Here is a 21,721-nt window from a genome sequence, read left to right on the forward strand (position 1 = left end):
GAGTCGCCGGTCTTGGCCAGCTCCACGCACTTGAAGGGGCGCAGGTAGGCCACGGAGCAGCGGTCGGGGTCGTAGACGTAGACGCGGTCGTATTTGGTTCCGGAGTCGTCGTCCTTGGCCAGGTAGCGGTCGATGGTCACCTTCATGCGCCCGAAGGGCGTCTCCAGCACCATCACGGCCATCACCAGGGTCTGTTCCGAGGCGTTGGTGTTCACCGTGATGCGCCCGGCCTGGTTCCAGTTGGCCACCTTGCGCGCCTGCACGGGGCCCACCAGCAGGATGCCCGGCTCGCCGCCGGCCTCGTAGCAGGCCTGGGACATCTCCAGGAACTTGGCCTCGTTGAAGTCGTTGCCCGAGGCGTAGGTGGCGAAGGACTTGTCGTTGGTGGCCACGAAGCCTTCCAGGCCCTTCATCTGGCGCGCGCTGCCGGAGTCGCCCGCCGAGGCGGCGGCGTTGTTCAGGGCCGCGTATTCCAGCTCCGTGTTCAGGTACTTGAGGCTCTTGTCCATCTCGTAGCGGGTCAGGCTCTTGCGCCCGGCCGGGGTCACGGCGTCCAGCGTGCCGGAAATCTTGAAGGAATCCTCCAGGATCTGGCAGTAGTTGGACATGCGCTTGGGCACGATGCGGTCCGTGGCCACGGCGTCGGAGCCTTCGATGGCCTTGTTGGTCCCGGTGGGGGACTTCAGTTCGTCCTCCAGCCACTCGTGCAGCACGTTGCGGGCCTTGAGGGGCTTGAGCGAGGAAACGAACGGGGTCTTGTGCGGCGTGATGGTCTGGATCATGTTCTCCAGATCCTCGAAGATGGTGTCCTTCATCTCGCGCACGCCGGCGCCGGAATTGGAATAGTAGGACGTGAGGGAATCGGCCATCGCGGAAGTTCCTCCTTACGCGTGTTACATGTTGAGGGTCGCAGGCGCGCCTAGACTCCGGAGAGTTCCAGGTAGCGCAGCAGATCGCCTTCGCGGGCCTGACCGGCCTTCACGCGGGACTTGAGGGCCGCCAACTCGGCGGCGTCTCTGGCCCGGGCGGGGCGGTCGTCGTCCAGGACGCCCGCGCGGGCGAGATCGGGGGGGCTCATGCGCCCGGCCACGGCCTGGCGGATTCTCGCGCGCGGGTCCGCGCCGCCGGGCTGGGGCATGGGGGTGGGCATTTCACGGTTGACGCCAAGCTCGCTCAGAAGGCCCTCACGGAGATGGCCATACAGTTCGAGGAACGCACCGGGAGTACGTTCAACGGCCTCCATGTAAGGACGCCTCACCTTTACAGGCAGACTGTTGACGTAACCGGAAAGCCTGGTGTAAATCTCGCCGAACAGCGGGTCCGCCGACTGAAGCACGCTCAGCAGGACGTTGTTGTTGACGTCCTTGCGTTTGGCGCGGCGCGCCATGGCGGCCTGCAGGGCCAGCTGGCGGTTCTGGACCATGGCCTGCCACTGCATGCGGGCCATGGGGTCCATGGGCGGGGGCGGCACGTCGGGGATGCCGTCGCCGTCCAGGTCGATGCCTTCCAGATGATGGGCCATGCCGGGCTGGGCGATCACCGCGCGCAGGATGTCCTGGAAGGGCGGGACGGCTCCGGAGCCGGGCATGGACCGGGGACCGGGCTGAGCCTGTTGAGCGGGCTGGAACTGTCCGGGAGCGGCCTGGCCCTGCTGGAACCGCATCTGCTGGCCCATGGGGTCGAAACCGGCCTGGGGCTGTTGCGCGTAGGCTTCGGGGAACTGCGACTCTTCCGGGCTGATGCCGACCGAGACATCCAGGGCCCGCTCGTACCGCAGGCGCTTCAGGGCCTGCTGGTCCGCCGGGTTCAGGGCCGAGGCGGCTCCTGTGGGAGTGGGGTAAGGCATTCGGGGCTCCTCCTCTGAGGTGGTTTGTTCCCTGGCGTGATTGCCAAGGTCCCCCGAATTCTATGCAGGTAGATTTTTATTTCAGCCCACATAGCGCTATGTGGGTAAAAAGTTGGGCGAGAGACGAAATTTTTTCAGCTGGCCCTGACGGGCGTTCGGAGTAAGCCTGACAACCGAGATGACAGCAGGTCAGTCATGGACAGGCTTGTCCGGCGTCTACAAGATGCGGTATTCCAACAAGCAGGAGTCCCATGAATCTCAAGACATTCGCCAAGCCACTGATTCTCGAACTCCTCAAATTCGCCATTGGCTTCACGCTTGCATATAAATCCCTGGAATTACTAGGAAAAATCTGATGCGCTGGGAATATCTCGAACTCAACGATGAGCAAACACGCCTCGGGAAGACCATTTCGAAAACAATTGGATGGACAGCACTTGCCTCGTTCAACATTGCGTACCTGATCAAGCTATACTGCGAATGGGGTAAATAATGCAGATCAAACGCCTTCTCACTGGCATAGCATATTATTTTGCCATATCGTTCCTTTATTTAGGCGCATACATTAAATTTGCCTCAATCTCTTGCGTTCGATGACCGGGCGCTCTGGTGAGCGCCCGGCATCTACTTAAGGCAGAGACGGAGCATCCCCCCTGATTCGATCGAGATCGTCCTCCGTGAGATAATGGTTGGCAGGAGTCTGTGTGTTCTCCAGATAGGTTTCAGCGGCCAACGCAGCACCCTCTCCCATACCCAAAGCCCCGGCCAGGTTCTTCGTCCCTGCCAACGTTGCAGCGGCAGTTGCCGCAGCAGCCGCTCCTGTCCCTTCCTTGATTTCTTCATGGGTTCTCGGTCGCATCTCCGCCTGATCGGCAGTGGTCACGAACTCGAATCCCTTGGGCGGGGTATCCTGCGGTCTGCTCAAAGCGTCCTTGACCCAACTGAACGCGCCTATGTAACCGGCTAACCCTCCGACTTTTCGCCCGAGCCTTCCCAACTGTGCCTCTCCGTGTTGATTCAAGAGTCCCATTTTCATCTCCTGCTGCTGGGGTTGCGGGCACATGGAGAGTCGGCATCCCACGGATGCTCCCCCTCCGGCCGTCCGGCCCCTCGCTCGTACAACGCACAGAAGCGCCAGGTTGCCTCCATGCCCTTGACCGGCGGAGCGGCCGGGCCTTCTCAGTGCCCAGGGTCCCCCGAATTCTATGCAGGTAGATTTTTATTTCAGCCCACATAGCGCTATGTGGGTAAAAAGTTGAAAATTCCTTTCTCCGGTTCCTGCCCGCTTTTCCGGCCTGCGCGGGTTGATCAAACGCGCCGTCGATGCCACTATCGGACTGCGGCGGCCCGCCAGGGCCGCGTACACCCCAGACATCCAGGAGCTTCCATGCGCGCCCTCGCCATCCTCTGCCTGCTGGCCCTCGTGGCCTGCGCCCCCGCGAAAAAGCCTTCCTTCGACGCCGCCGACGCCAACAAGGACGGCAAGATCTCCCTCCAGGAGTTCAAGAACCTTTTCAAAAGCTCCGCCCAGGACAAGGCCGAGGAGCAGTTCAACCGCTACGACGCCAACCGCGACGGCCTCTTCGACGGATCGGAGTACGACCTCTGGAATCAGGTCGGCTCCGACGACAGCCTGCGCCAGTGGTAGCGGCTTCGCCCGCGCGGTGAGCGCGGGCGCGTCCTTGAACGCGCCCCGCCGCGCGATCTGCCAGCGGCGGAGGCCTCTTCCGGCCGGTGCGCGCGACCTGGACAGTCGCGCAGACCGCCCTGGGGACGCCTCCTCGCGAATGTGACGGCCAGCCAAGGAGCCAACGGCGGGGGGGGGAGACCGACGCCTCCTCACGAACCAGGCGACCGGGGCTGTCCTGCAGTGGTGATTGATTCCGCAAGGGCAGGAGGGCATCCGCACGCCGGACAGGCGCGCCGGATGGCCCGGCATCGGATCGCGGGGCCTGAAGGGATCGCAGCCGACCGGGGCGTCAGTCCCTGGCCAGCACCAGCACGTCCGCCCGGGCGGCCCCGGCGGCGGCCAGCGCTCGGCAGCAGGCCTCCAGGGTTGCGCCCGTGGTCATCACGTCGTCCACCAGGAGCACGCGACGCCCCCGGACGGACTCGGGCCTGGCCTCGAAGGCTCCGCCCAGGTTCTCCAGGCGCTCCCGGGCCTTGAGCTTGCTCTGGGGACGGGTGGCGCGCGTCTTGCGCAGCGCCTCCGGGTCCATCGGTGCGCCCAGGCCCGCGGCCACGCGCCGGGCCAGCTCCAGGCTCTGGTTGTAGCCTCGTCGCGCCAGACGCCAGCGGTGCACCGGCACGGCGGCCACCACCTCGGGGGCCGGGTCCAGGCCGCCCGGCCGCGCGGCGTGCAGGGCGTGGGCGTGCAGCAGAAGCTCCCCGGCCAGATGCAGCCCGGCCAGACGCCCTCCGAACTTGAGCCCCAGCACCAGATCGCGCAGCACGCCCCGGTATGCCCCGTAAAAACCCGCCGTGCTCCACGGACGCGGGCGCGTCCGGCATTTCCCGCACAGCCCCGGCGTCTGGGCGTCCATCTCCGTGAGCGCCGCGCAGCCGGTGCAGAAGCCCCCCAGACGCGGGCGAAGCTCCCCGGCGCACTCCCCGCACAGCCAGGGGCCGCCGGTCACGGCCCCGCACACCTGGCAGCGCGTCCCGGCCAGGGCGCGCAGGGCCTCACGCAGCCGGAGGATCACGTCCTGGACGCCTCCCAGGCCCGGGCCGCGTAGGCGCGCAAAAGCTCGTGCGCCGCGCCGTCAGCCTCCAGGTCGCCCGGCCCGTCCAGTCCCTTGAGGCACAGCGGCTCGCCCAGGGTCTTGCCCAGGGGCAGGAAGAAGTACTTGAGCGTGAGCAGCGCCCCCTCGAAGAGCCGCTCGCCCCGCGTACGCCCGGCCACCAGGCAGGCCAGGGCGCGTCCCGGCGGCAGCGCGGCCAGGGCCGGGTCGTGCGCCTCGCGCAGGGCGTAGAAGCGCTGCGCGCGGTCGATGAAGCCTTTGAAGCGCCCCGGGAGGTGGTAGAAGTAGATGGGCGAGGCCGCCAGCACCAGGGGCGCGGCCAGGATGCGCGCGAACGCCTCCTCGGTCCGGTCCCGGCGCTCCAGCACGCAGCGGTGCCCCGGCGAGCGGGCGCAGGCCTGGCACCCCAGGCAGGGCAGGAGGTCCAAGTCGCGCAGGGCGAGGATCTCGGGGTCGGCCCCGGCGTCGGCCAGGCCCCGGGCCAGGAGCCGCGCGGCCTGGTCGGTGTTGCCGCCCGCGCGGGGGCTGCACGCCAGGATCAGGGGACGGCCGGGCGCGGGATGCATCGGGGCGTCAGCGGGCGAAGTCGCTGAAGTAGGGGTTGTGCAGCTTCTCCTGGGTCACGGTGGTCTCTGGTCCGTGGCCGGGATAGAGCACCGTCTCGCCCGGCAGGGTGAAGAGCTTCGAGCGCACCGCCTCCAGGAGCGTGTCCAGGCTGCCGCCGGGGAAGTCCGTGCGGCCGATGGAGCGGTAGAAGAGCACGTCGCCGGTGAAGGCGACCCCGGCCTTGGGGAAGTGATAGGTCAGGCTGCCCGGGGAGTGCCCAGGGGTGGCCAGCACGCGGCAGGGCTGGCCCAGGAGCTCCGTCTCGCCCTCGGCCAGGTCCTGGAAGGCGTAGGGATTGAGCCTGGGCAGGCCCATGAAGCCGCCCTGGCCCAGTTCGGAGTCCAGAAGCACGCGGTCCGCCGCCCCGGCGTGCACCGTGGCCCCGGTGGCCTCAGCCAGGGCCTTCACCCCGTAGGCGTGGTCGAAGTGCAGGTGGGTGAGCAGGATGTGCGTGAGCGTCGCTCCGCAGCGCTCCAGGTGGCGCAGCATGGGCGCGGGATCGCCCCCCACGTCCACGGCCACGGCCGAGGCCCCTTCCACGGCAAGGTAGCTGTTGGTCTCCAGGGGTCCAAGGGAATACATCTCGACCTGCATGCGCTCCTCCAGACGGGAATGACGTTCCACCGGCGCATAGCCCATGCGGCCCCGCCGGGCAAGCGCGCCCCTTGCCGAGGCCTTGCCGCCGGGCTAGAGTCCGGCCATGACGCCAAGCCCCACAGCACCCCGACGCGCCAGCCTCACCCGCCACGACCTCGTCGCCTCCGAGCACGTCCTGCGCGACGCCCTGCGCGACTTCGTGGCGTTCAAGTCCTCCAGCCTCTACTTCCCGCCCCCGGGCGCTGGCCAGGACACAGAGCCGGCATGGCTCAAGGGCGAGCAGAAGCTGCTTTTGCCCCTCTCACAGGGAGGCGCGCCCCTGGGCGTGTTCATGGCCAAGGGCGTGCGCGGCCTCCAGGCCAGGACCCTGCCGCTGCTGGCCCAGGCCGCCCGGCTCTGCCTGGAGAACCTGGCCCTGGCCAAGGCCCTGGACACCGACCCCGTCACGGGCCTGGGCAACCGCCAGTGCCTGCTGGACGCCCTGGAGCGCGAGATCGGGCTGGTGCAGGCAAGCATCCTTCCCGGCCAGGCCAGCTGGCAGGAGGCCCCGGCCGAAGCGCGCGGCGGCTTCGGCCTGGTGCTCTTCGACGTGGACTACTTTTCCTGGGTGAACCAGAACTACGGGCACCTCTACGGCGAGACCACCCTGGCCCGCCTGGGGGCGCTCCTGGCGGCCAAGGCCCCCGAGGGAGCGGCCCTGGCCCGCCTGGAGGAAGACCTCTTCGCCGTGCTCCTGCCCGGGGCCTCGGCCGCGCGCTGCCTGGACCTGGCAGAGTCCGTGCGCGCGGCGGCCGCCGAGGAGGTGTTCGACTACGCCGTCACCGGAGAACGCATCCGCCTGACCCTGAGCGCCGGCTTCGCCCTCTACCCGCGCGACCTGCACGGCGGACAGCTGGCCGCCCCCGCCGGGGAGGCCGCCCGCGTGCTGGTGCAGAAGGCCCGCAAGACCCTCTCCGCCGCCAAGGACCTGGGGCGCGACCAGGTGATGAGCTTCGGCAAGCTCCTGCGCGAGGGCGGCCAGATACTGGAGCGCCTGCCCCTGGGACGTCTGGCCGTGAGCCTGGGACGCGCCGCCGACGCCAAGGAGGGCATGCGCTTCCTGGTGTGGTCGCCGCGCTTCGAGGGCGCGCGCCAATTGGCCCGCGACGGCGGCCACCGCGTGCTGGGGCGCTATCCGGCCATGGTCAAGGGCGAAATCATCCTCATGGAGGCCCAGGAGGACGTGTCCTACGCCGAGGTGCTGCACCTCACCGACGCCTCCTGGACCCTGGAGCCCGGCGACCGCCTGCTCCTGGCCCAGGACCCCGAGGACTCCTTCCCCGGCCGGGAGGACCCCGCCGAGCCCCCCCGGCGCGACATGGCCAGCGGGCTCCTGGGCCACCGCGACTTCATCCGGCGCTTCACCCAGGCCCGCGAGGGCGAGCAGGCCTTCACCCTGGCCCTGGTGCGCCTGCCCGACCCCGGCCAGGACCGGGGCGCGTCCGGCGGCTCGCGGGCCGAGGCCAGCATCCAGGAGCTGGCGGCCCTGTGTCGCGACCACTTCGGGCAGGAGCTCCTGGGCGGGCGCTTCTCCACCGGCAGCCTGATCCTCTACGTGCCCGGGCAGGCTCCGGCGGCGCTCCGGGAACGCTTCCAGGCCCTGGCGGAGCTGGCCCGGGAGCGCCTGGGCCTGGCGCTCTCCATGGGCCTGGCCGGGCATCCCTTCCTGAGCTACGGCAAGGCCGACGTGCTGGAGAACTGCCGCAAGGCCCTGGACCACGCCCAGTTGATCCAGGACGGGCCGAGGCTGGCGCTCTTCGATTCCATCTCCCTGACCATCAGCGCCGACCGCCTGTTCACCCTGGGCGATCTCTACGGCGCGGTGGAGGAGTACCGGCTGGCGCTCCTGGCCGACGAGGGCAACGTGCTGGCGCGCAACTCGCTGGGCATCTGCCTGGGCAGGCTCGGGCGCATGGCCCAGGCCCGGGCGGAGTTCGAGCGCGTGCTGGCCCTGGAACCGCGCAACCAGATGGCCCTGTACAACCTGGGCCACGCCTGCCAGCGCCTGGGCGAGGAGAAGACCGCGCGAAAGGCCTTCCAGCGCTGCCTGAAGCTCAACCCCCAGGACGTCTACAGCCTCCTGCGCCTGGGCCGCATGGCCGAAGACGCGGGCAAGCCCGCCAACGCGCGCGGCTACTACCAGAAGGCCCTGGCCCTGCCGGGAGGCCCCAGGCTGGTGACGCGCCACCTGGCCCGCCTCGCCCAGGCCCAGGGCCGCGCGGACGAGGCCCGCGAGCACCTGCAGCAGGCCCTCCTGCAAGACCCCAAGGACGCCTTCTCGCTGAACCTCCTGGCGCGCATCTACCTGGACGCCGGGGAGGACCCGGCCATCGCCGAGGCCCTGGCCCGCCAGAGCGCGGCCCTGCGCCCGGACCAGGGCCAGTTCTGGAAGGACCTGGCCCGCGCCCTGGAGGCCCAGGGCAAGACCGAGGAGGCGAGGCAGGCTTTGGGACGGGCGGGCTGAGGAGAGGAGACGGCCCGCTGACGACATGTACAGGATGCCGAACATGTCTGTACGCAAGGAGCACCGCATGGACGCCATCACCTACACCAGCGCCCGCGAGAATCTCGCGCAGACCATGGATCGGGTCTGCGACGATCACGACCCCGTGGTGATCACACGCCGCAAGGGGCGCAACGTGGTCCTGGTCAGCCAGGAGGACTGGAGCGCCCTCGAAGAGACGGCCTACCTCCTGCGCAGCCCCGCCAACGTGGCCCGGTTGCGCCGGAGTATCGCCGACGCCGACCGGGGCGCCCACGAACCCAACACCCTGCTCGACGAATGATCCGCCTGATCGCCTGGACGCCCGGCGCATGGGAAGACTACCTCTGCTGGCAACGAACCAACAAGGCAATGCTGCGCAAGCTCAACGAACTCATCCTGGCCGTCTGCCGTTCCCCCTTTGAAGGGATCGGCAAGCCCGAGCCCCTGCGCTTCGACCTGGGCGGATCGTGGTCCAGGCGCATCGACGCGGAACACCGCCTCTTGTACCGCGACGAGGAAGAAACCCTCGTCGTCCTCGGCTGCAGATACCATTACTGAGGGAGCACCATGAAGCCCATCGACCTGCTCGCCGCCGCATCGTCCATTGAGGCCCTCTGGTCGCCCCGCGTGGCCGCGAGGATCAACGACACCTTCGTGAAGCTCGCGCGCATCCGGGGCGAGTTCGTCTGGCACGCCCACGAGGCCGAGGACGAGATGTTCCTGGTGCTCTCCGGCAGGCTCTGCATCAAGTTCCGCGACGGCGACGCGTGGCTCGAGCCCGGCCAGGCCCTGGCCATCCCGCGCGGCGTGGAGCACTGCCCCTACGCCCCCGAGGAGGTGTGCATCCTCCTGGTGGAGCCCGCCACCACCGTGAACACCGGAGACGCCCAAGGCGACGGACGCACGCAGGACGGGCCGGTCTGGCTCTAGCGCGCAAACGCCAGACCGGAATCGGCGCGGAAGCGCCCGCCGGGCCTCAACCCTTGAAGAACCGCAGCCGCAGGGCGTTGGTGACCACCGACACCGAGCTGGCCGCCATGGCCGCCCCCGCGATCATGGGCGAGAGCGTTGGGCCGCCGAAGGCGTGCAGCACGCCTGCCGCCACCGGGATTCCCAGCACGTTGTAGGCGAAGGCCCAGAACAGGTTCTGGCGGATGTTGCGCACCGTGGCCCGCGCCAGCGCCAAGGCCGTGACCACCCCGCGCAGGTCCGCGCGCAGGAGCACCACGTCGCCGGTCTCGATGGCCACCCCGATGCCCGAGCCCATGGCCAGCCCCACGTCCGCCGCCGCCAGGGCCGGGGCGTCGTTGATGCCGTCGCCCACCATGGCCACCGTGAGGCCCTGGGCCTTGAGCTCGTTCACCTTGGCCGCCTTGCCCTCCGGACCCACGCCCGCGAACACCTCGTCCACGCCAGCTTCGCCCGCCACGGCGTGGGCCGTGCGCGGCGTGTCGCCCGTGAGCATCACCACCCGCACGCCCATGGCCTTGAGGCGGCGCACCACCTCCGGGGCCTCGGGGCGCAGGGCGTCTGCCACCGCCAGCACCCCCAGCGCACGGCCGGACTCGGCCGCGTAAAGGGGCGTCTTGCCCTCGGAGGAGAATACCTCGCCCAGTTCCAGGAGCCCGGGGGGAAGCTCCACCCCCTCCTCGGCAAGCCACCCGGCGCGGCCCACAAGGCACGGCTTCCCGGCCACCTGGGCCGCCGCGCCCTTGCCCGGCACGGCGCGGCCCGCCGCCGCCAGCGGCAAAACGATCCCCCGCGCCTGGGCCGCGTGGACCACCGCCTCGCCCAGCGGATGGGCGGAGCTGCTCTCCACCGCCGCCGCCACGGCAAGCAGCCGGTCGCGCGCGACGCCCGGCGCGGGCTCCACGTCGGTGAGCGCGGGCTTGCCCAGGGTGAGGGTCCCGGTCTTGTCCAGCACCACGGCGTCCACTCCGGCGGCCGCCTCCAGGGCGCGCCCGCTCTTCACCAGCACGCCGAGCCTGGCCCCGCGCCCGGTGCCCACCATGATGGACGTGGGCGTGGCCAGACCCATGGCGCACGGACAGGCGATGACCATCACCGAGACGAAGATGCGCAGCGCGAACCCCGCACCCTCGCCCGCCAGCAGCCAGGCCGCGGCGGACAGGGTCGCCAGGGCCATCACGGCCGGGACGAAGTGCAGGCTCACGCGGTCGGCCAGGCTGGCCAGCGGGGCCTTGGAGCCCTGCGCCTCGCGCACCAGGCGCACGATGCGCGCGAGAACCGTGTCTCGCCCCACGCGCTCGGCGCGCATGGTCAGCGCGCCCAGGGCGTTGAGCGTTCCCGAGGCCAGCGGATCGCCCGGGTTCTTGGCCACGGGCTCGCTCTCGCCCGTGAGCATGGATTCGTCCACCTCGCCCGCGCCCTCCAGCACCACGCCGTCCACGGGCACGCGCTCTCCGGGGCGCACCAGCAGGAGATCGCCCGGTCGCACGGCGCGCACGTCCACGCGCTCCTGGCCGCCGTCCCGCAGGCGCGTGGCCTGCTCGGGCGCGAGGCTCAGAAGCGCCTTCACGGCCTCGGTGGTGCGCGCCTTGGAGCGGGCCTCGAAGTACTTGCCCAGGGAGACGAGGGCCAGGATCACCGCGGCGGACTCGTAGTAGAGTTCGTGGGCCTTGTGCGCGCCGCCGTGGGCGAAGAGGATCGTCCCCGTGTTCCACAGCGAGGCCGCCAGGGCCGCCCCCGTGCCCAGGGCGATGAGCGAGTCCATGGTGGGCCCGCCGCGCAGCAACGCCGGGATCCCCGCCGTGTAGAAGCGCCTGCCCAGCCAGACCAGCGGGGCCGTGAGCGCCAGTTGCGTCAGGGCGTAAGCGCCCGGCGAGGCGTCGGGGGAGAGGAACGCGGGCAGCGCAAGCCCCACCATGGGGCCCATGGCCACCACGAGCACCAGCGCGCCCAGCGCAAGCTGCGGCCCCAGGGCGCGGCGTTGCTCCTCCAGGCGCAGGGCGGCCTCGCGCTGCTGCTCCTCGAAGAGCGATTCGTCCTCGTCCTGGACCTCCGAGGCCGTGAAGCCCAGGCCCTCGATGCGCCGGATCACCGCGTCCAGGCCCGGTCCGCCGGGCTCCAGCTCCAGTTCGCCCGTGCCGGAGGCCAGGTTCACGCGCACGGCGCGCACGCCCTCCATGGACCCCACCACCTTCTCGATGCGCGAGGAGCACGAGGCGCAGTGCATGCCCCCGATCACCAGCCGCGAAGACTCGGCGGGCCTGGGCAGCACCAGCTCGAAGCCCAGCGCCTTCACGCGCTCCGCAACGCCCTCCGGGGTGACCACGGCCGGGTCGAAGCGCAGCCGCAGGGTCTCCCCGGCCAGGTTCACCGAGGCCTCCGCCACGCCGGGCATACCCCCGACCACCTTTTCGATGCGCGCCGAACAGGCCGCGCAATGCATGCCCCGCACCGGCATCTGACGCTCTTCCATACGCCGCTCCCGGGCATTGGCTCCTGGGGGGAAGTCTGCTAGGGCTACCCCTCCCATGCACGCGCCCTTGAAAGTCCTCGTGGTGGCCGCCCACGGCTCCTCGCACCCGCTGGCCCGCGCCGCCCTGGGCGGCTTCGCGGACCACGTCCGGGCGCTCGCGCCGGACAGGCCAATCCACCTTGCCTATACCGCTTTCCGGCGTTCCGGCAACCACCCCGCCTCGGCCGGGGCACAGGAACGGGAGCTGCCCCGCGTGCTGGAAGGGCTCGAACGCCTGGGCGCGCCGGTGGAACTGGCCGTGCTCTCCCTGCACGTGGTGGCGGGGGACGAGTTCGAGCGCACGCGCCTGGCCGTGGAGGCCTTCGCGCGGGGCCAGGGCGTTCCGGCGCGGCTTTCGGGACCGCTGCTCGCCCGCCCGGAGGACGCCCCCCAAGTGGCCCGCGCCCTGGCCGGGGAGTTGAAAGCCCTGCCGCCGGGCGAGGCCGCCGTGCTCATGGGCCACGGCGCAGCCGGGGAGGCCCAGCAACTCTACCGCGAGCTGGCCCGGGAGCTCCAGGCCCTGGCCCCGTTGGCCCGCCTGGGCGTGCTGGAGGCCGCCGATCCGGCCGATCCCCTGCACATCCGGGCCATGGCGGCGGACCTGGCCGCGCGCGGCGTGCGCCGGGCCACCCTCGCGCCGCTGCTCACCGTGGCCGGACGCCACGCCCACAAGGACCTGGCCGGGGAACAGCCCGGCTCCTGGCGCTCGGCGCTGGCCGCCCACGGCATCGACAGCCCGGCCGACCTGCGCGGGCTTGTGGAGCGCGAGGCCTTCCGCGCCCTCTGGGCCGGACGCCTGGCCGGACTCCTGGCCTGAGCGGCCCCAGGCCGGAGGGGCGTCCCTGTGCGCGGGGGGGGCGGCCGCTCCGGACAGGTCGCGGCCGTGCGCTCCGCCGGGCGACCAGCCCACGCGCCCGCTCAGCCCTTGCCGCGGCCGATCCAGCCCTTGCGCCGGAAGTAGAAAAGCATCCCCACCGCCACCGCGCCCATCACGCCCAGCACCCCGAAGTAGCCGTAGCGCCACTTCAGCTCGGGCATGTACTCGAAGTTCATACCGTAGAGACCGGCCAGGAACGTGAGCGGGATGAAAAGCGTGGAAAACATGGCCAGCACCTTCATGATCTCGTTGGTGCGCAGCCCGATCTTGGAAAGGTAGAGCTCCACCATGCTCGAGAGCAGGTCGCGGAAGGTCTCCACGGTGTCCATCACCTGGATGGTGTGGTCGTAGAGGTCGCGCAGGAAGAAGACGGTGGAGTCCTTCACCAGTTCCGTGCCGCCTTTCTCCAGGCGGGCCACCACCTCGCGCAGGGGGAAGATGAACTTGCGCAAGAAGAGCGCCTGGCGGCGCAGGCCGTTCAACTGCTCCAGGTGCCTGGGCAGGGCCGAACGCAGGAGCTGCTCCTCGATCTCCTCGATGTCCTCGCCCATGCGCTCCAGCACCAGGAAGTACTGGTCCACCACGGCGTCCAGGAGGGCGTACATCAGATAGTCCGCGCCGTAGTTGAGGATGCGCCCCTTCTTGGAGAGCAGGCGGCGGCGCACCTCGTCGAAGGCGTCGCCGCCCGGGCGTTCCTGGAAGGTGAGCAGGAAGTGCCTGCCCAGGATGAAGCTCACCTGCTCGTCCTTCACGGCGCGCGCCTTCTCGTCCCAGGTGAGCATCTTGAGCACCACGAAGACCGTGCCGTCGCCCAGCTCCTCCATCTTGGGGCGCTGCCCCGTGTGCACGATGTCCTCCACCACCAGCGAGTGGAGCCGGAACACCTCGGCCGCGCGGTTCACCACCTCCATGTCGTGCAGGCCGTCCACGTTCACCCAGCGCACCTGCGGCCCCTCGTCGAAGCAGGCGCACTCCTGGAGGCGTTCAGGGCGGTCCACGCGCGCGCCCTCGGAGTCGTAGGTGATCATCTCCACGGTGACGGGCTCGTGGCGCTCCTCGCCCACGTAGAGGGGCGAGCCGGGCGCGCGGCCCACGGTGCGGCTGCGGCGGCGCAGGTATTCGAGCATGGCGGTTCTCCTGGGAACGTCCTCTAGGGGACAACCCGCCGGGACCACAAGCCCCCGCGCCATTTCTCCGCTGTTTTTCCCATCTATCGCCCCCGCGATAGTCTGCTTGTCCGCCCCGGGCTACACGCCCACCATCGAGCGGCGCACCGCGCGGCGTATTCAAGGAGGTGGCCCATGGCCAACGGGACGGCCCAGTCAGTCAACACATGCAAGGGAGGGCTCGGAACCTACGTGTCCGAGAACCTCACACTCTGCGGCCAGAGCCCCAAGGCCACGTGGATCGGCTACGCGGCGGCCTGGGCGCTCTTCTTCCTCATCCTCAAGGTGCTCCCGCTGCCCTCGGGGCTCAAGCCCGAGGGCATGAGCGTGCTGGCGGTGCTCGTGTGGGCGTGCGTCATGTGGGTCACGGAGGCCATGCCCGTGGGCATCGCGGGCATCTCCATCCCCACGCTGCTCATCCTCACCAGGGCCATCCCCTGGAACAACGGCAACCCGCCCATGGGCCAGGCCTTCTCCGGCTTCACCACCCACGAGGTCTGGCTTTGCCTCTTCGCCTTCTTCGCCGGGGCCATCATCCAACTCCTGCGCATGGACAAGCGCATCGCCCTGGCCATCCTGGACAAGCTCAAGGCCTCCAGCGTGGGGCGCATCATCTGGGGCATGTTCTGGGTGAACGTCGTGCTGGCCTTCCTGATCCCGGCGGCCAACGCCCGCGCCGCCACCGTGATGCCCGTGGTCCAGGGCGTCACCGCCCTCCTGGGCGACTCCCACGCCGAGCGCGAGGCCAAGAAGGCCATCGTCATCCAGGCCATGGTCTACGCCTCCATGATCTCGGGCCTGTTCATCCTCACCGGGCACATGCCCAACCTGATCATGACCGGCCTCTTCGAGAAGAGCGGCCTGCGCAACCTCGGCTATTTCAACTGGATGGTGCTCCACGCGCCCTATCTCATCCTGTTCGCCCTCATCCAGTGGTGGGTGCGCGTGCACTTCAAGACGGCGGGCGTCTCCATCCCCGGCGGCCACCAGGAAATCAGCCGCCAGCACCGGGAGCTGGGGCCCATGTCCGGCCCCGAGAAGGCCATGCTGGCGGTCTTCGCCGTCGTGGGCCTGCTCTTCATGACCGGCAAGGGCTCGCCCGTGGTGCTCCACACCTATCAGCTGGGCATCGTGGGCCTGGTGGGCATCATGATCCTCTTCATCCCCGGCCTGTTCCCCTTCAAGTGGAAGGCCGTGCAGGACCGCACCACCTGGGGCACCTTCCTCCTGCTGGGCGGGGCCATCACCATGACAGACGCCATGGCCAAGTCCGGCCTGGCCGCCTGGATGGCCGACCACATCCACGCCCTGGTCGCGGGCATGAACTGGTGGCAGACCCTCCTGGTGATGATGCTGGGCACCCAGGTGCTGCGCCTGGGCATGCTCTCCAACGTGGCCGCCGTGGCCATGCTCGCGCCCATCATGTTCGCCATGGCCCCCAAGGTGGGCCTGCACCCCGTGGCCTTCACCCTGCTCATCTGCAACGTGGACACCTTCGCCTTCCTCTTGCCCACGCAGATCACCGCCGCCGTCATCGCTTACGGCACCAACACCTTCTCCACCGCCGACTACGCCCGGGCGGGCTGGGTGTGCTCCCTGCTGGCGGTGGTCTTCGGCATCCTGGTCATGGCCCCCTGGTACGCCCTCTGGGGCCTGCCCGTCTGGAACCCCAACGCCCCCTGGCCCTTCTAAGGAGGTCCCCATGCCACGCATGGCCCAGAATCCCGTGAACCTCGACGCCGTGGAAACCGTGCGCGTCGACTGCGACATCCTCATCATCGGCGGCGGCAACGCCGGATGCTTCTCCGCCGTGGAAGCCGCCAAGATCGACCCCTCCCTCAAGGTGGTCATCATGGAAAAGGCCCAGATCATGCGCTCCGGCGCGTGCTCGGCGGGCATGGACGCCATCAACACCTACATCCCCGAAGGCAAGACCCCCGAAGACCTCGTGCGCTGGTGCCGCTCCCAGGTGGGCGGAGGCCCTCTGCGCGAGGACCTGGCGCTCTCCAACGCCCGCGAACTCAACGAAGCCGTGGACGACCTCGAACGCTGGGGGCTGCCCATCCTGCGCGACGACAAGGGCAACATCCGCTACCGGGGCGCCTGGGACATCTCCATCCACGGCGAGCAACTCAAGCCCATCATGGCCGAGAAGGCCATCGAGGCCGGGGCGCAGGTGTACAACCGCGTGGCCTGCACGCAACTCCTCATGCACGAGGGCCGCTGCGTTGGCGCGCTGGGCTTCGGCGTGCGCGACGGCAAGTTCTACGTCTTCAACGCCAAGGCCACCATCAACGCCACCGGCGGCGCGGCCGGGCTCTACAAGTCCTACACCGCCGACGCCACCGACTCCCACCACCAGATCTGGATGTGCCCCTACTGCGTTGGCACCGGCTACGCCGTGGGCATCCGCCAGGGCGCTGAAATGACCTCCATGGAGCAGCGCTGGGTGGCCACCCGCACCAAGGACTTCTGCGGCCCCGTGGACACCATCTCCGTGGGTTACAAAGCCCCCATCATCAACGCCAAGGGCGAACGCATCATGCGCGAACGCTACGCCCACCTGGGCGCGGACAAGGCCCCGCGCTACATCCGCGCCAACGCCCCCATGGAGGAATGGCTCGCCGGACGCGGCCCCACCTACTGCGACACCCGCGACATGGACCCCGAACTCGCCAGCCAGATGATGACCGACTACCTCAACGAACGCCCCAGCTTCGTCCTCTTCCTGGCCAGCAGGGGACAGGACCCCACCAAGGAACCCATCGAAATCTACGGCTCCGACCCCTACATCGTGGGGGGGCACACCCAGTCCGGCTTCTGGGTGGACCTCGACCGCATGACCACCGTCCCCGGCCTCTTCGCCGCGGGCGAAACCGCCGGCGGCAACCCCAACAAGTTCGTGGGAGGCTGCGCCGCCGAAGGCAAGATCGCCCTGCGCGGGGCCGTCCAGTACATCCAAAACCTCGAACTCCCGGACCCCGATCCCGCACAGATCGAGGCCGAAAAAGCCCGCGTCTTCGCACCGCTGCTGCGCGGCCAAGACTTCGACGGCGTGGCCGCCCTCGAAATGGAAGAACGGCTCCAGCGCCTCATGGACGAATACGCGGGAGGAACCAGCCAGTTCTACCGCACCAACGAGGAACGCCTGGACTACGCCCTCAAACACCTGGACGTCCTCAAGGACCAGACCCGCTTCCTCAAGGCCAGGGACCTCCACGACCTCATGAGCGTCCACGAAGTGATCGACCGCCTCGACGTGGCCGAGGTGCTCTGCCATCACCTGAAATTCCGCAAGGAAACCCGCTGGCAAGGCTGGCAGACCCGCGCAGACTACCCCGACACCGACCCGGCCTACGACTGCCACGTGGAAAGCCGCAGGAACCTGGAAACCGGGGAGATCGAGACGTTCACCCGGCCCTACGAACAGATCGTGCCGGGAGACCGCTACAAACCCTGAGCGCGGGTCGTCTACGTGCTCCGGCGAACAGGCGGCGCACTGAGGACAAGCTGGGCGTCGCGTTGAAGAAGAGTGAGGCGGCGATCCGTGGGCCAGCGGGGCGCTGCCCCGCACCCCCGACGGGGCTCCGCCCCGTGCCCCGGCCGCCGCGCGAGGCGACGACAACGACGCGCAACGGGTCAAACACCATCAACCGAGAGGAGGCCGCCATGCCGCCTATTGTCGATCCCAAAAAGTGCAACGGCTGCGAGGGCCGGGAAGAGTCGTTCTGCGAGGAGGCCTGCCCGGGGGACCTGATGTACGTGGGCGCGGACGGCAAGTCGCACTGCCACGCGGCGCGCGATTGCTGGGACTGCATGTCCTGCGTGAAGATGTGTCCGCGCGGGGCCATCGAGACGAAGATGCCCTACCAGCTAGGCTACCACAAGGCGACGCTCAGGCCCATCATGGGCAAGGACAGCATCACCTGGAAGTGCACGGACATCCACGGAAAGACGGTGATGTACCGCTACCGCAATCGTCTGGAGCGCAAGGGCTGAGGCTGCGGGCCTGCCCGGCCGGGCCTGTAGTGCGCGGGTCCGGCCGGGCGCTGGCTGCCGACGCGGGCGGGCATGTCCGTGCGGCAGCCTGCCCGGACCGATTCCCGGCCTCGATGCGCGCCGGGCGATAGGCGCCTGGGCGCTTGACGCGGCAGGGGCCGTCATTATTGTGAGCCCATGGCGGGCATGGACGCTAATGTGGAGTGGCACCTGGCCAAGGGCGGCTTTTTCGACGGCCTTGAGCGCGAGTTCGAGGCCTTTCGGGCGTTGGCGACGCGGCGGCTGGTGAAGAAGAACGACGTGGTTTTTTTCGAGAACGATCGTTGCACCCGCTGTTTCTATCTGGACGAGGGGGCGGTGAAGATCTTCCGGATTTCGCTGCACGGGAAGGAGCCGACGTTCTTCATCCGTTCGCCGGGCGAGATGTTCGGGCTGGCCGAGGTGGTGGGCGGCGAGTCCCGCAAGTGTTCGGCCCAGGCCCTGTCGGACGGGGTGATCCTGGAGATCGGGCGCGACGACTTCCTGGGGCTGATGCTTGGCCATCCGTCCATGGGCCTGCGGGTGATCGAGGTGCTGGGGCGTCGCATCCGGTACCTGACGGGCCAGTTGGAGAACCTGATGACGTGCGGCGTGGCCACGCGGCTTCTCAAGCTGCTGGTGTGCCTCTCGCACGACGAGATCGCGCAGGCCAGGGGCGGTCCGGCCCAGGTGCCGGTGCGCCTGACGCAGGGCCAGATGGCCTCCATGACGGGCTCCTGCCAGCAGACGGTGAGCGAGACGCTGGCGGGCTTCGAGCAGCGCGGGCTCATCAAGGTGGGTCGGGGGCGGATAACACTGTTGGACATCGAGGGCGTGTTCGAGGCTTTGGCTACGGAATCTTCCTAATCATTCCAGCTTTCTCTGTAGTCCGCGCATTCGATTCCTGTTTTCCTACCTGGAAACCGAGGGGCACGCCATGTATGCTGGCTGTCCTGTATAATGATTTCCTACCTGGAGGGTCGCATGCGTTTGTCGTTGCGTCTGGCGTTGTGCGTGGTGTTGTTCGGGTTGTGCGGGTGTATGGGGACATCGAAGAAGGCTCACCTGATGGCCGAGGACAACCTCTACAAGCCCGTGGAGTACGTCAACGCGGCCCAGCCCGGGCCTACCGTGCTCGTGCTGCCGGGGCAGGTGAGCGCATGGAGTTACGAGTTCCTGGGCAAGGTGAACGCGCAGGGCCTGCGTGATTTCGCCGAAGTGGAGATGGGCAAGTGCAACTTCAAGGTGCTGGACCGGGTGGAGAACCCGGCCATGCTCCAGGAGGTGGCCATCGCCGCGAATCTGGGCGAAGGCGCGGTGATCGGCAAATTCAAGAAATTCAAGTTCACCCCGCCGCACTGGGTGGTGGTGTTCGACGTGATCGAGGTGACCCCGCGCTCCACGGGCTTCAAGTACACCGACAAGGCCATGGCCGGGCTGGCCGGCTCGTTGATGGGCGGGATGATCTTCGGCCAGCTGGGCGCGAAGATCGGCGAAGCGACGCTCGGCTCCATCAGCTCGGCCGAGGAGCAGCGCGAATGGGCCATCAGCCTGCGCTACCGGGTGATCGACGCCGTGTCCGGCGTGACGGCGCACGAGGGCCAGTTCCAGGACAAGACCACGGTCTACCGCGAGATCAAGGGCTTCATGGGCTTCGACACGCACGAGGCGGGCGGCGGCCAGCTTTCCACCTCGGTGCAGCGCATGGTGCAGCAGGCCATCAGGGAGATCGACGAGAAACACAAGCTTCCCGCCATGGCGGCGTTCGAGGCCGAGAAGGCCAAGCGCGAGAAGGCCATCGCCCGCGCGGCGGCTGAGAAGCCAGCTCCCCCGGCCAAGAAGGGCAAGAAGGACGAAGCGCCCGTGGCCGAGGGCGTGGCCTGCACCATGACGAGCCTGGGCGCGGTTTCCTGCCTGGTGCCCACGGGGTGGACCACGGCGGCGTTCCCCACGCTGGGCGCGCAGGGGCAGGCCCAGGCGCTGGGCGGCGGCGGGCAGTCCTCGGCCCTGGCCATGAGCCTGGCCACCCAGGCCGCGGGGCCGCTGGTGACGCTGACCATGCCCGGCTCGGTGCTGGGCACGGCGTTCAGCGGCGTGGCCATCAACGGCCCGGACGTGGACGGACGCCTGATCATGGTGCCAGCGCAGGCCTGCAAGGGCGATCCGGCGGTGCTCCAGGCCATGCTGGAGAAGCACTTCCAGCAGAGCTCCCTGGTGCAGGGCCTGGGCGTGGAGACGGTGGAGGCCCAGGGCGGCCAGCGCCCCATCCAGGTGTACAAGTACATCCGGGTGGAGCGGCGCAAGGTGGAGAGCAACGAGCCCCAGACCACCTCCGGCGCGGACACGGGGCAGGGCAACTCCAAGATGGTGTCGGTGCCGCACTACCTGAACATCGCGGTGGCCGTGATGCCCAAGGGCGACCAGATGGTGGTGGCCCTGCTGATGGTGCCGGAGGAGCGCTTCGTGCCGCAGCTTGAAGGGTTCCGCAAGCTGGTGGGCTCCATCAGCTAGATCTGGAGGGAAAGGAGAACAAGACGGCGCGGGGGCGAAGGCTCCCGCGCTTTTTTGTTGGGGGGGCATGCCCCGCATCGCGCGGCCATCACCGCGCCAAGAGCGGCCGCCAAACCGTCGATTGGCAGAGAATGCCGGGAGGTCGCCCGTGGACGTTGAGGTAGTCTGCGGGGCACCCCCCTGATCTTCTTGGAGCGCGCATGGCGCCACCGCCGGGGCTGATGCCGTGTGCCTTGCATCACTTGGCGAATCGCCAGAACGGCTGAGCCGGGGATCGAAAAGCCTGAGGCGAGCAAGCGCGGCGCTTAACGCCCTCCAGCACAGAGGCTCCTCTCGGTCCATCGCTCGGGCCGGGCCCCACGAATGTGGTTCTTGCACTTGTCATACGTACACACGCGGCACAACTGCTCGTCTGTACACACATCCGCCCGGACCATGATCTCGGCTATGCCGTCGAATCGCTTCTCGAACAGCGACTCGACATCCCCCACTATCCTGCGAGCCTCTTCAAGCGACAACTGCATCGGCAGGACGAGGTGAAAATCGACATGTATGAATCGCCCGGCCTTCCAGGCACGAAGTTTGTGGATGGAGATCCACTCGGGAATCCGCGCCTCGTTCAACAACTCGCAGATCTCCCTGACAAGGTCTTCGTCGGTCTCGTTCATGAGACCTTTGACGGCTTCCCTGACCAGCCCGTACCCAGTCCACAGGATGTTGACCGCCACGACGCATGCGATGAATCCATCCAACCAAAGCCAGCCCGTAAGCAACACGCCCCCGAGACCGACCAGAACGCCGGCTGTCGTATACACGTCTGCAAGGACATGCTTCCCGTCGGCCACAAGGGTGATCGAACGCGTACGCCGCCCCTGCCGCATCAGGTACAACCCCAGGGCCAAGTTCATAGCCGAAGCAAGCACAGACACGAGAAGCCCGTAGTCCAGGCGGGTCAACTCCTGCGGGGCCAACACCCTGGGGACCGAGGCGTACAAGACGCACCCTGCGGCCACGATGATCAAAACCCCTTCGAACAACGCGGAAAAATACTCGACTTTGCCGTGCCCATAAGGGTGGTTGGCGTCAGGGGGGCTTTTTGCCAGATGGATGCTCCACATGGCGAATGAACTCGCAATCACGTTGATGATCGACTCCATGGCGTCGGACAGGAGCGCCGCAGAGTTCGTGACAGAGTATGCCGTAAACTTAAAAACCAATATCACCAGCCCGGCGACGAAAGAGATCCTGATCGCACGCTGCTGCAACCGGCCCGAATCAATCATTCAAGCACTCCGCGTTCGAATTCCACGACACAGTCATCACCAAGCCACGGACAGCCCTCCGCCCCCTGCGGG

Annotated in this window: 20 protein-coding genes; 11 read left to right on the top strand and 9 right to left on the bottom strand. The window is 68.5% G+C overall.

Annotated elements, in window-relative coordinates:
* The 3 genes from NNJEOMEG_RS18985 to NNJEOMEG_RS18995 all read right to left on the bottom strand — a co-directional run.
* Positions 1 to 869, bottom strand: an 869-nt coding sequence (locus NNJEOMEG_RS18985; protein ID WP_173087050.1) for an SU10 major capsid protein, incomplete at its 3' end; no start/stop codon positions are given.
* A gap of 50 nt (positions 870 to 919) precedes the next feature.
* Entirely contained in the window at positions 920 to 1,846 is a 927-nt protein-coding gene (locus NNJEOMEG_RS18990; RefSeq protein ID WP_173087051.1) for a hypothetical protein, read from the bottom strand.
* Positions 1,847 to 2,474: 628 nt separating this feature from the next.
* Entirely contained in the window at positions 2,475 to 2,876 is a 402-nt protein-coding gene (locus tag NNJEOMEG_RS18995; RefSeq protein WP_173087052.1) for a hypothetical protein, read from the bottom strand.
* Positions 2,877 to 3,233: 357 nt separating this feature from the next.
* Here NNJEOMEG_RS18995 and NNJEOMEG_RS19000 point away from each other — a divergent pair, with 357 nt between their 5' ends.
* Positions 3,234 to 3,494, top strand: coding sequence for an EF-hand domain-containing protein (locus NNJEOMEG_RS19000; protein ID WP_173087053.1), 261 nt, complete (start codon positions 3,234 to 3,236; stop codon positions 3,492 to 3,494).
* A gap of 331 nt (positions 3,495 to 3,825) precedes the next feature.
* On the opposite strand, the gene NNJEOMEG_RS19005 is transcribed toward NNJEOMEG_RS19000, so the two are convergent.
* The 3 genes from NNJEOMEG_RS19005 to NNJEOMEG_RS19015 are packed head-to-tail and all read right to left on the bottom strand — an operon-like array spanning position 3,826 to position 5,787.
* A complete protein-coding gene (locus NNJEOMEG_RS19005; RefSeq protein WP_173087054.1) occupies positions 3,826 to 4,548 on the bottom strand; it encodes a ComF family protein in 723 nt (240 codons plus the stop codon).
* Positions 4,545 to 5,153, bottom strand: coding sequence for a flavodoxin family protein (locus NNJEOMEG_RS19010; protein ID WP_173087055.1), 609 nt, complete (start codon positions 5,151 to 5,153; stop codon positions 4,545 to 4,547). Before NNJEOMEG_RS19010 ends, NNJEOMEG_RS19005 begins: the two co-directional genes overlap by 4 nt.
* A gap of 7 nt (positions 5,154 to 5,160) precedes the next feature.
* Positions 5,161 to 5,787: an MBL fold metallo-hydrolase gene (locus tag NNJEOMEG_RS19015; protein ID WP_173087056.1), complete on the bottom strand. Its 627-nt coding sequence runs from the start codon at positions 5,785 to 5,787 to the stop codon at positions 5,161 to 5,163.
* Positions 5,788 to 5,893: 106 nt separating this feature from the next.
* Here NNJEOMEG_RS19015 and NNJEOMEG_RS19020 point away from each other — a divergent pair, with 106 nt between their 5' ends.
* From NNJEOMEG_RS19020 to NNJEOMEG_RS19035, 4 genes are read left to right on the top strand one after another with little or no spacing between them, the layout of a single operon-like run.
* On the top strand, positions 5,894 to 8,293 hold the full coding sequence (locus tag NNJEOMEG_RS19020) for a GGDEF domain-containing protein (RefSeq protein WP_173087057.1): 2,400 nt from the start codon (positions 5,894 to 5,896) through the stop codon (positions 8,291 to 8,293).
* A gap of 43 nt (positions 8,294 to 8,336) precedes the next feature.
* Complete coding sequence (locus tag NNJEOMEG_RS19025) at positions 8,337 to 8,615, top strand: type II toxin-antitoxin system Phd/YefM family antitoxin (RefSeq protein ID WP_235957039.1); 279 nt, start codon at positions 8,337 to 8,339, stop codon at positions 8,613 to 8,615.
* Positions 8,612 to 8,872, top strand: a complete 261-nt coding sequence (locus tag NNJEOMEG_RS19030) for a Txe/YoeB family addiction module toxin (protein WP_235957040.1) — start codon at positions 8,612 to 8,614, stop codon at positions 8,870 to 8,872. The genes NNJEOMEG_RS19025 and NNJEOMEG_RS19030 overlap by 4 nt, the downstream gene beginning before the upstream one ends.
* A gap of 9 nt (positions 8,873 to 8,881) precedes the next feature.
* The gene (locus NNJEOMEG_RS19035) at positions 8,882 to 9,244 is read left to right on the top strand and encodes a cupin domain-containing protein (RefSeq protein WP_173087058.1); all 363 of its coding nucleotides are present in this window, start codon (positions 8,882 to 8,884) and stop codon (positions 9,242 to 9,244) included.
* 46 nt (positions 9,245 to 9,290) lie between these two features.
* Here the strand turns inward: NNJEOMEG_RS19035 and NNJEOMEG_RS19040 are convergent, their stop codons facing one another.
* The gene (locus NNJEOMEG_RS19040; protein WP_173087059.1) at positions 9,291 to 11,756 is read right to left on the bottom strand and encodes a heavy metal translocating P-type ATPase; all 2,466 of its coding nucleotides are present in this window, start codon (positions 11,754 to 11,756) and stop codon (positions 9,291 to 9,293) included.
* A 67-nt stretch (positions 11,757 to 11,823) separates the two neighbouring features.
* Between NNJEOMEG_RS19040 and NNJEOMEG_RS19045 the strand changes: the two genes are divergently transcribed.
* Positions 11,824 to 12,612, top strand: coding sequence for a sirohydrochlorin cobaltochelatase (locus NNJEOMEG_RS19045; RefSeq protein WP_173087060.1), 789 nt, complete (start codon positions 11,824 to 11,826; stop codon positions 12,610 to 12,612).
* A gap of 101 nt (positions 12,613 to 12,713) precedes the next feature.
* On the opposite strand, the gene corA is transcribed toward NNJEOMEG_RS19045, so the two are convergent.
* Complete coding sequence (gene corA / locus NNJEOMEG_RS19050) at positions 12,714 to 13,799, bottom strand: magnesium/cobalt transporter CorA (protein ID WP_217270624.1); 1,086 nt, start codon at positions 13,797 to 13,799, stop codon at positions 12,714 to 12,716.
* Between the two features lie 174 nt (positions 13,800 to 13,973).
* Here corA and NNJEOMEG_RS19055 point away from each other — a divergent pair, with 174 nt between their 5' ends.
* From NNJEOMEG_RS19055 to NNJEOMEG_RS19075, 5 genes are all read left to right on the top strand, one after another.
* A complete protein-coding gene (locus tag NNJEOMEG_RS19055; protein WP_173087061.1) occupies positions 13,974 to 15,530 on the top strand; it encodes an SLC13 family permease in 1,557 nt (518 codons plus the stop codon).
* Between the two features lie 10 nt (positions 15,531 to 15,540).
* Positions 15,541 to 17,298 (top strand): adenylyl-sulfate reductase subunit alpha, encoded by a 1,758-nt coding sequence (locus NNJEOMEG_RS19060; RefSeq protein WP_173087062.1) that lies wholly within the window; start codon positions 15,541 to 15,543, stop codon positions 17,296 to 17,298.
* A 209-nt stretch (positions 17,299 to 17,507) separates the two neighbouring features.
* Positions 17,508 to 17,837, top strand: a complete 330-nt coding sequence (locus tag NNJEOMEG_RS19065; RefSeq protein WP_173087063.1) for a 4Fe-4S binding protein — start codon at positions 17,508 to 17,510, stop codon at positions 17,835 to 17,837.
* Between the two features lie 186 nt (positions 17,838 to 18,023).
* Positions 18,024 to 18,722 (top strand): Crp/Fnr family transcriptional regulator, encoded by a 699-nt coding sequence (locus NNJEOMEG_RS19070; RefSeq protein ID WP_173087064.1) that lies wholly within the window; start codon positions 18,024 to 18,026, stop codon positions 18,720 to 18,722.
* 201 nt (positions 18,723 to 18,923) lie between these two features.
* Entirely contained in the window at positions 18,924 to 20,366 is a 1,443-nt protein-coding gene (locus NNJEOMEG_RS19075) for a hypothetical protein (protein WP_173087065.1), read from the top strand.
* Positions 20,367 to 20,671: 305 nt separating this feature from the next.
* On the opposite strand, the gene NNJEOMEG_RS19080 is transcribed toward NNJEOMEG_RS19075, so the two are convergent.
* A complete protein-coding gene (locus tag NNJEOMEG_RS19080; RefSeq protein ID WP_173087066.1) occupies positions 20,672 to 21,649 on the bottom strand; it encodes a cation diffusion facilitator family transporter in 978 nt (325 codons plus the stop codon).
* Between the last annotated feature and the right edge of the window lie 72 nt (positions 21,650 to 21,721).

This window comes from Fundidesulfovibrio magnetotacticus (assembly GCF_013019105.1).
Classification (GTDB): Bacteria; Desulfobacterota; Desulfovibrionia; order Desulfovibrionales; family Desulfovibrionaceae; genus Fundidesulfovibrio; species Fundidesulfovibrio magnetotacticus.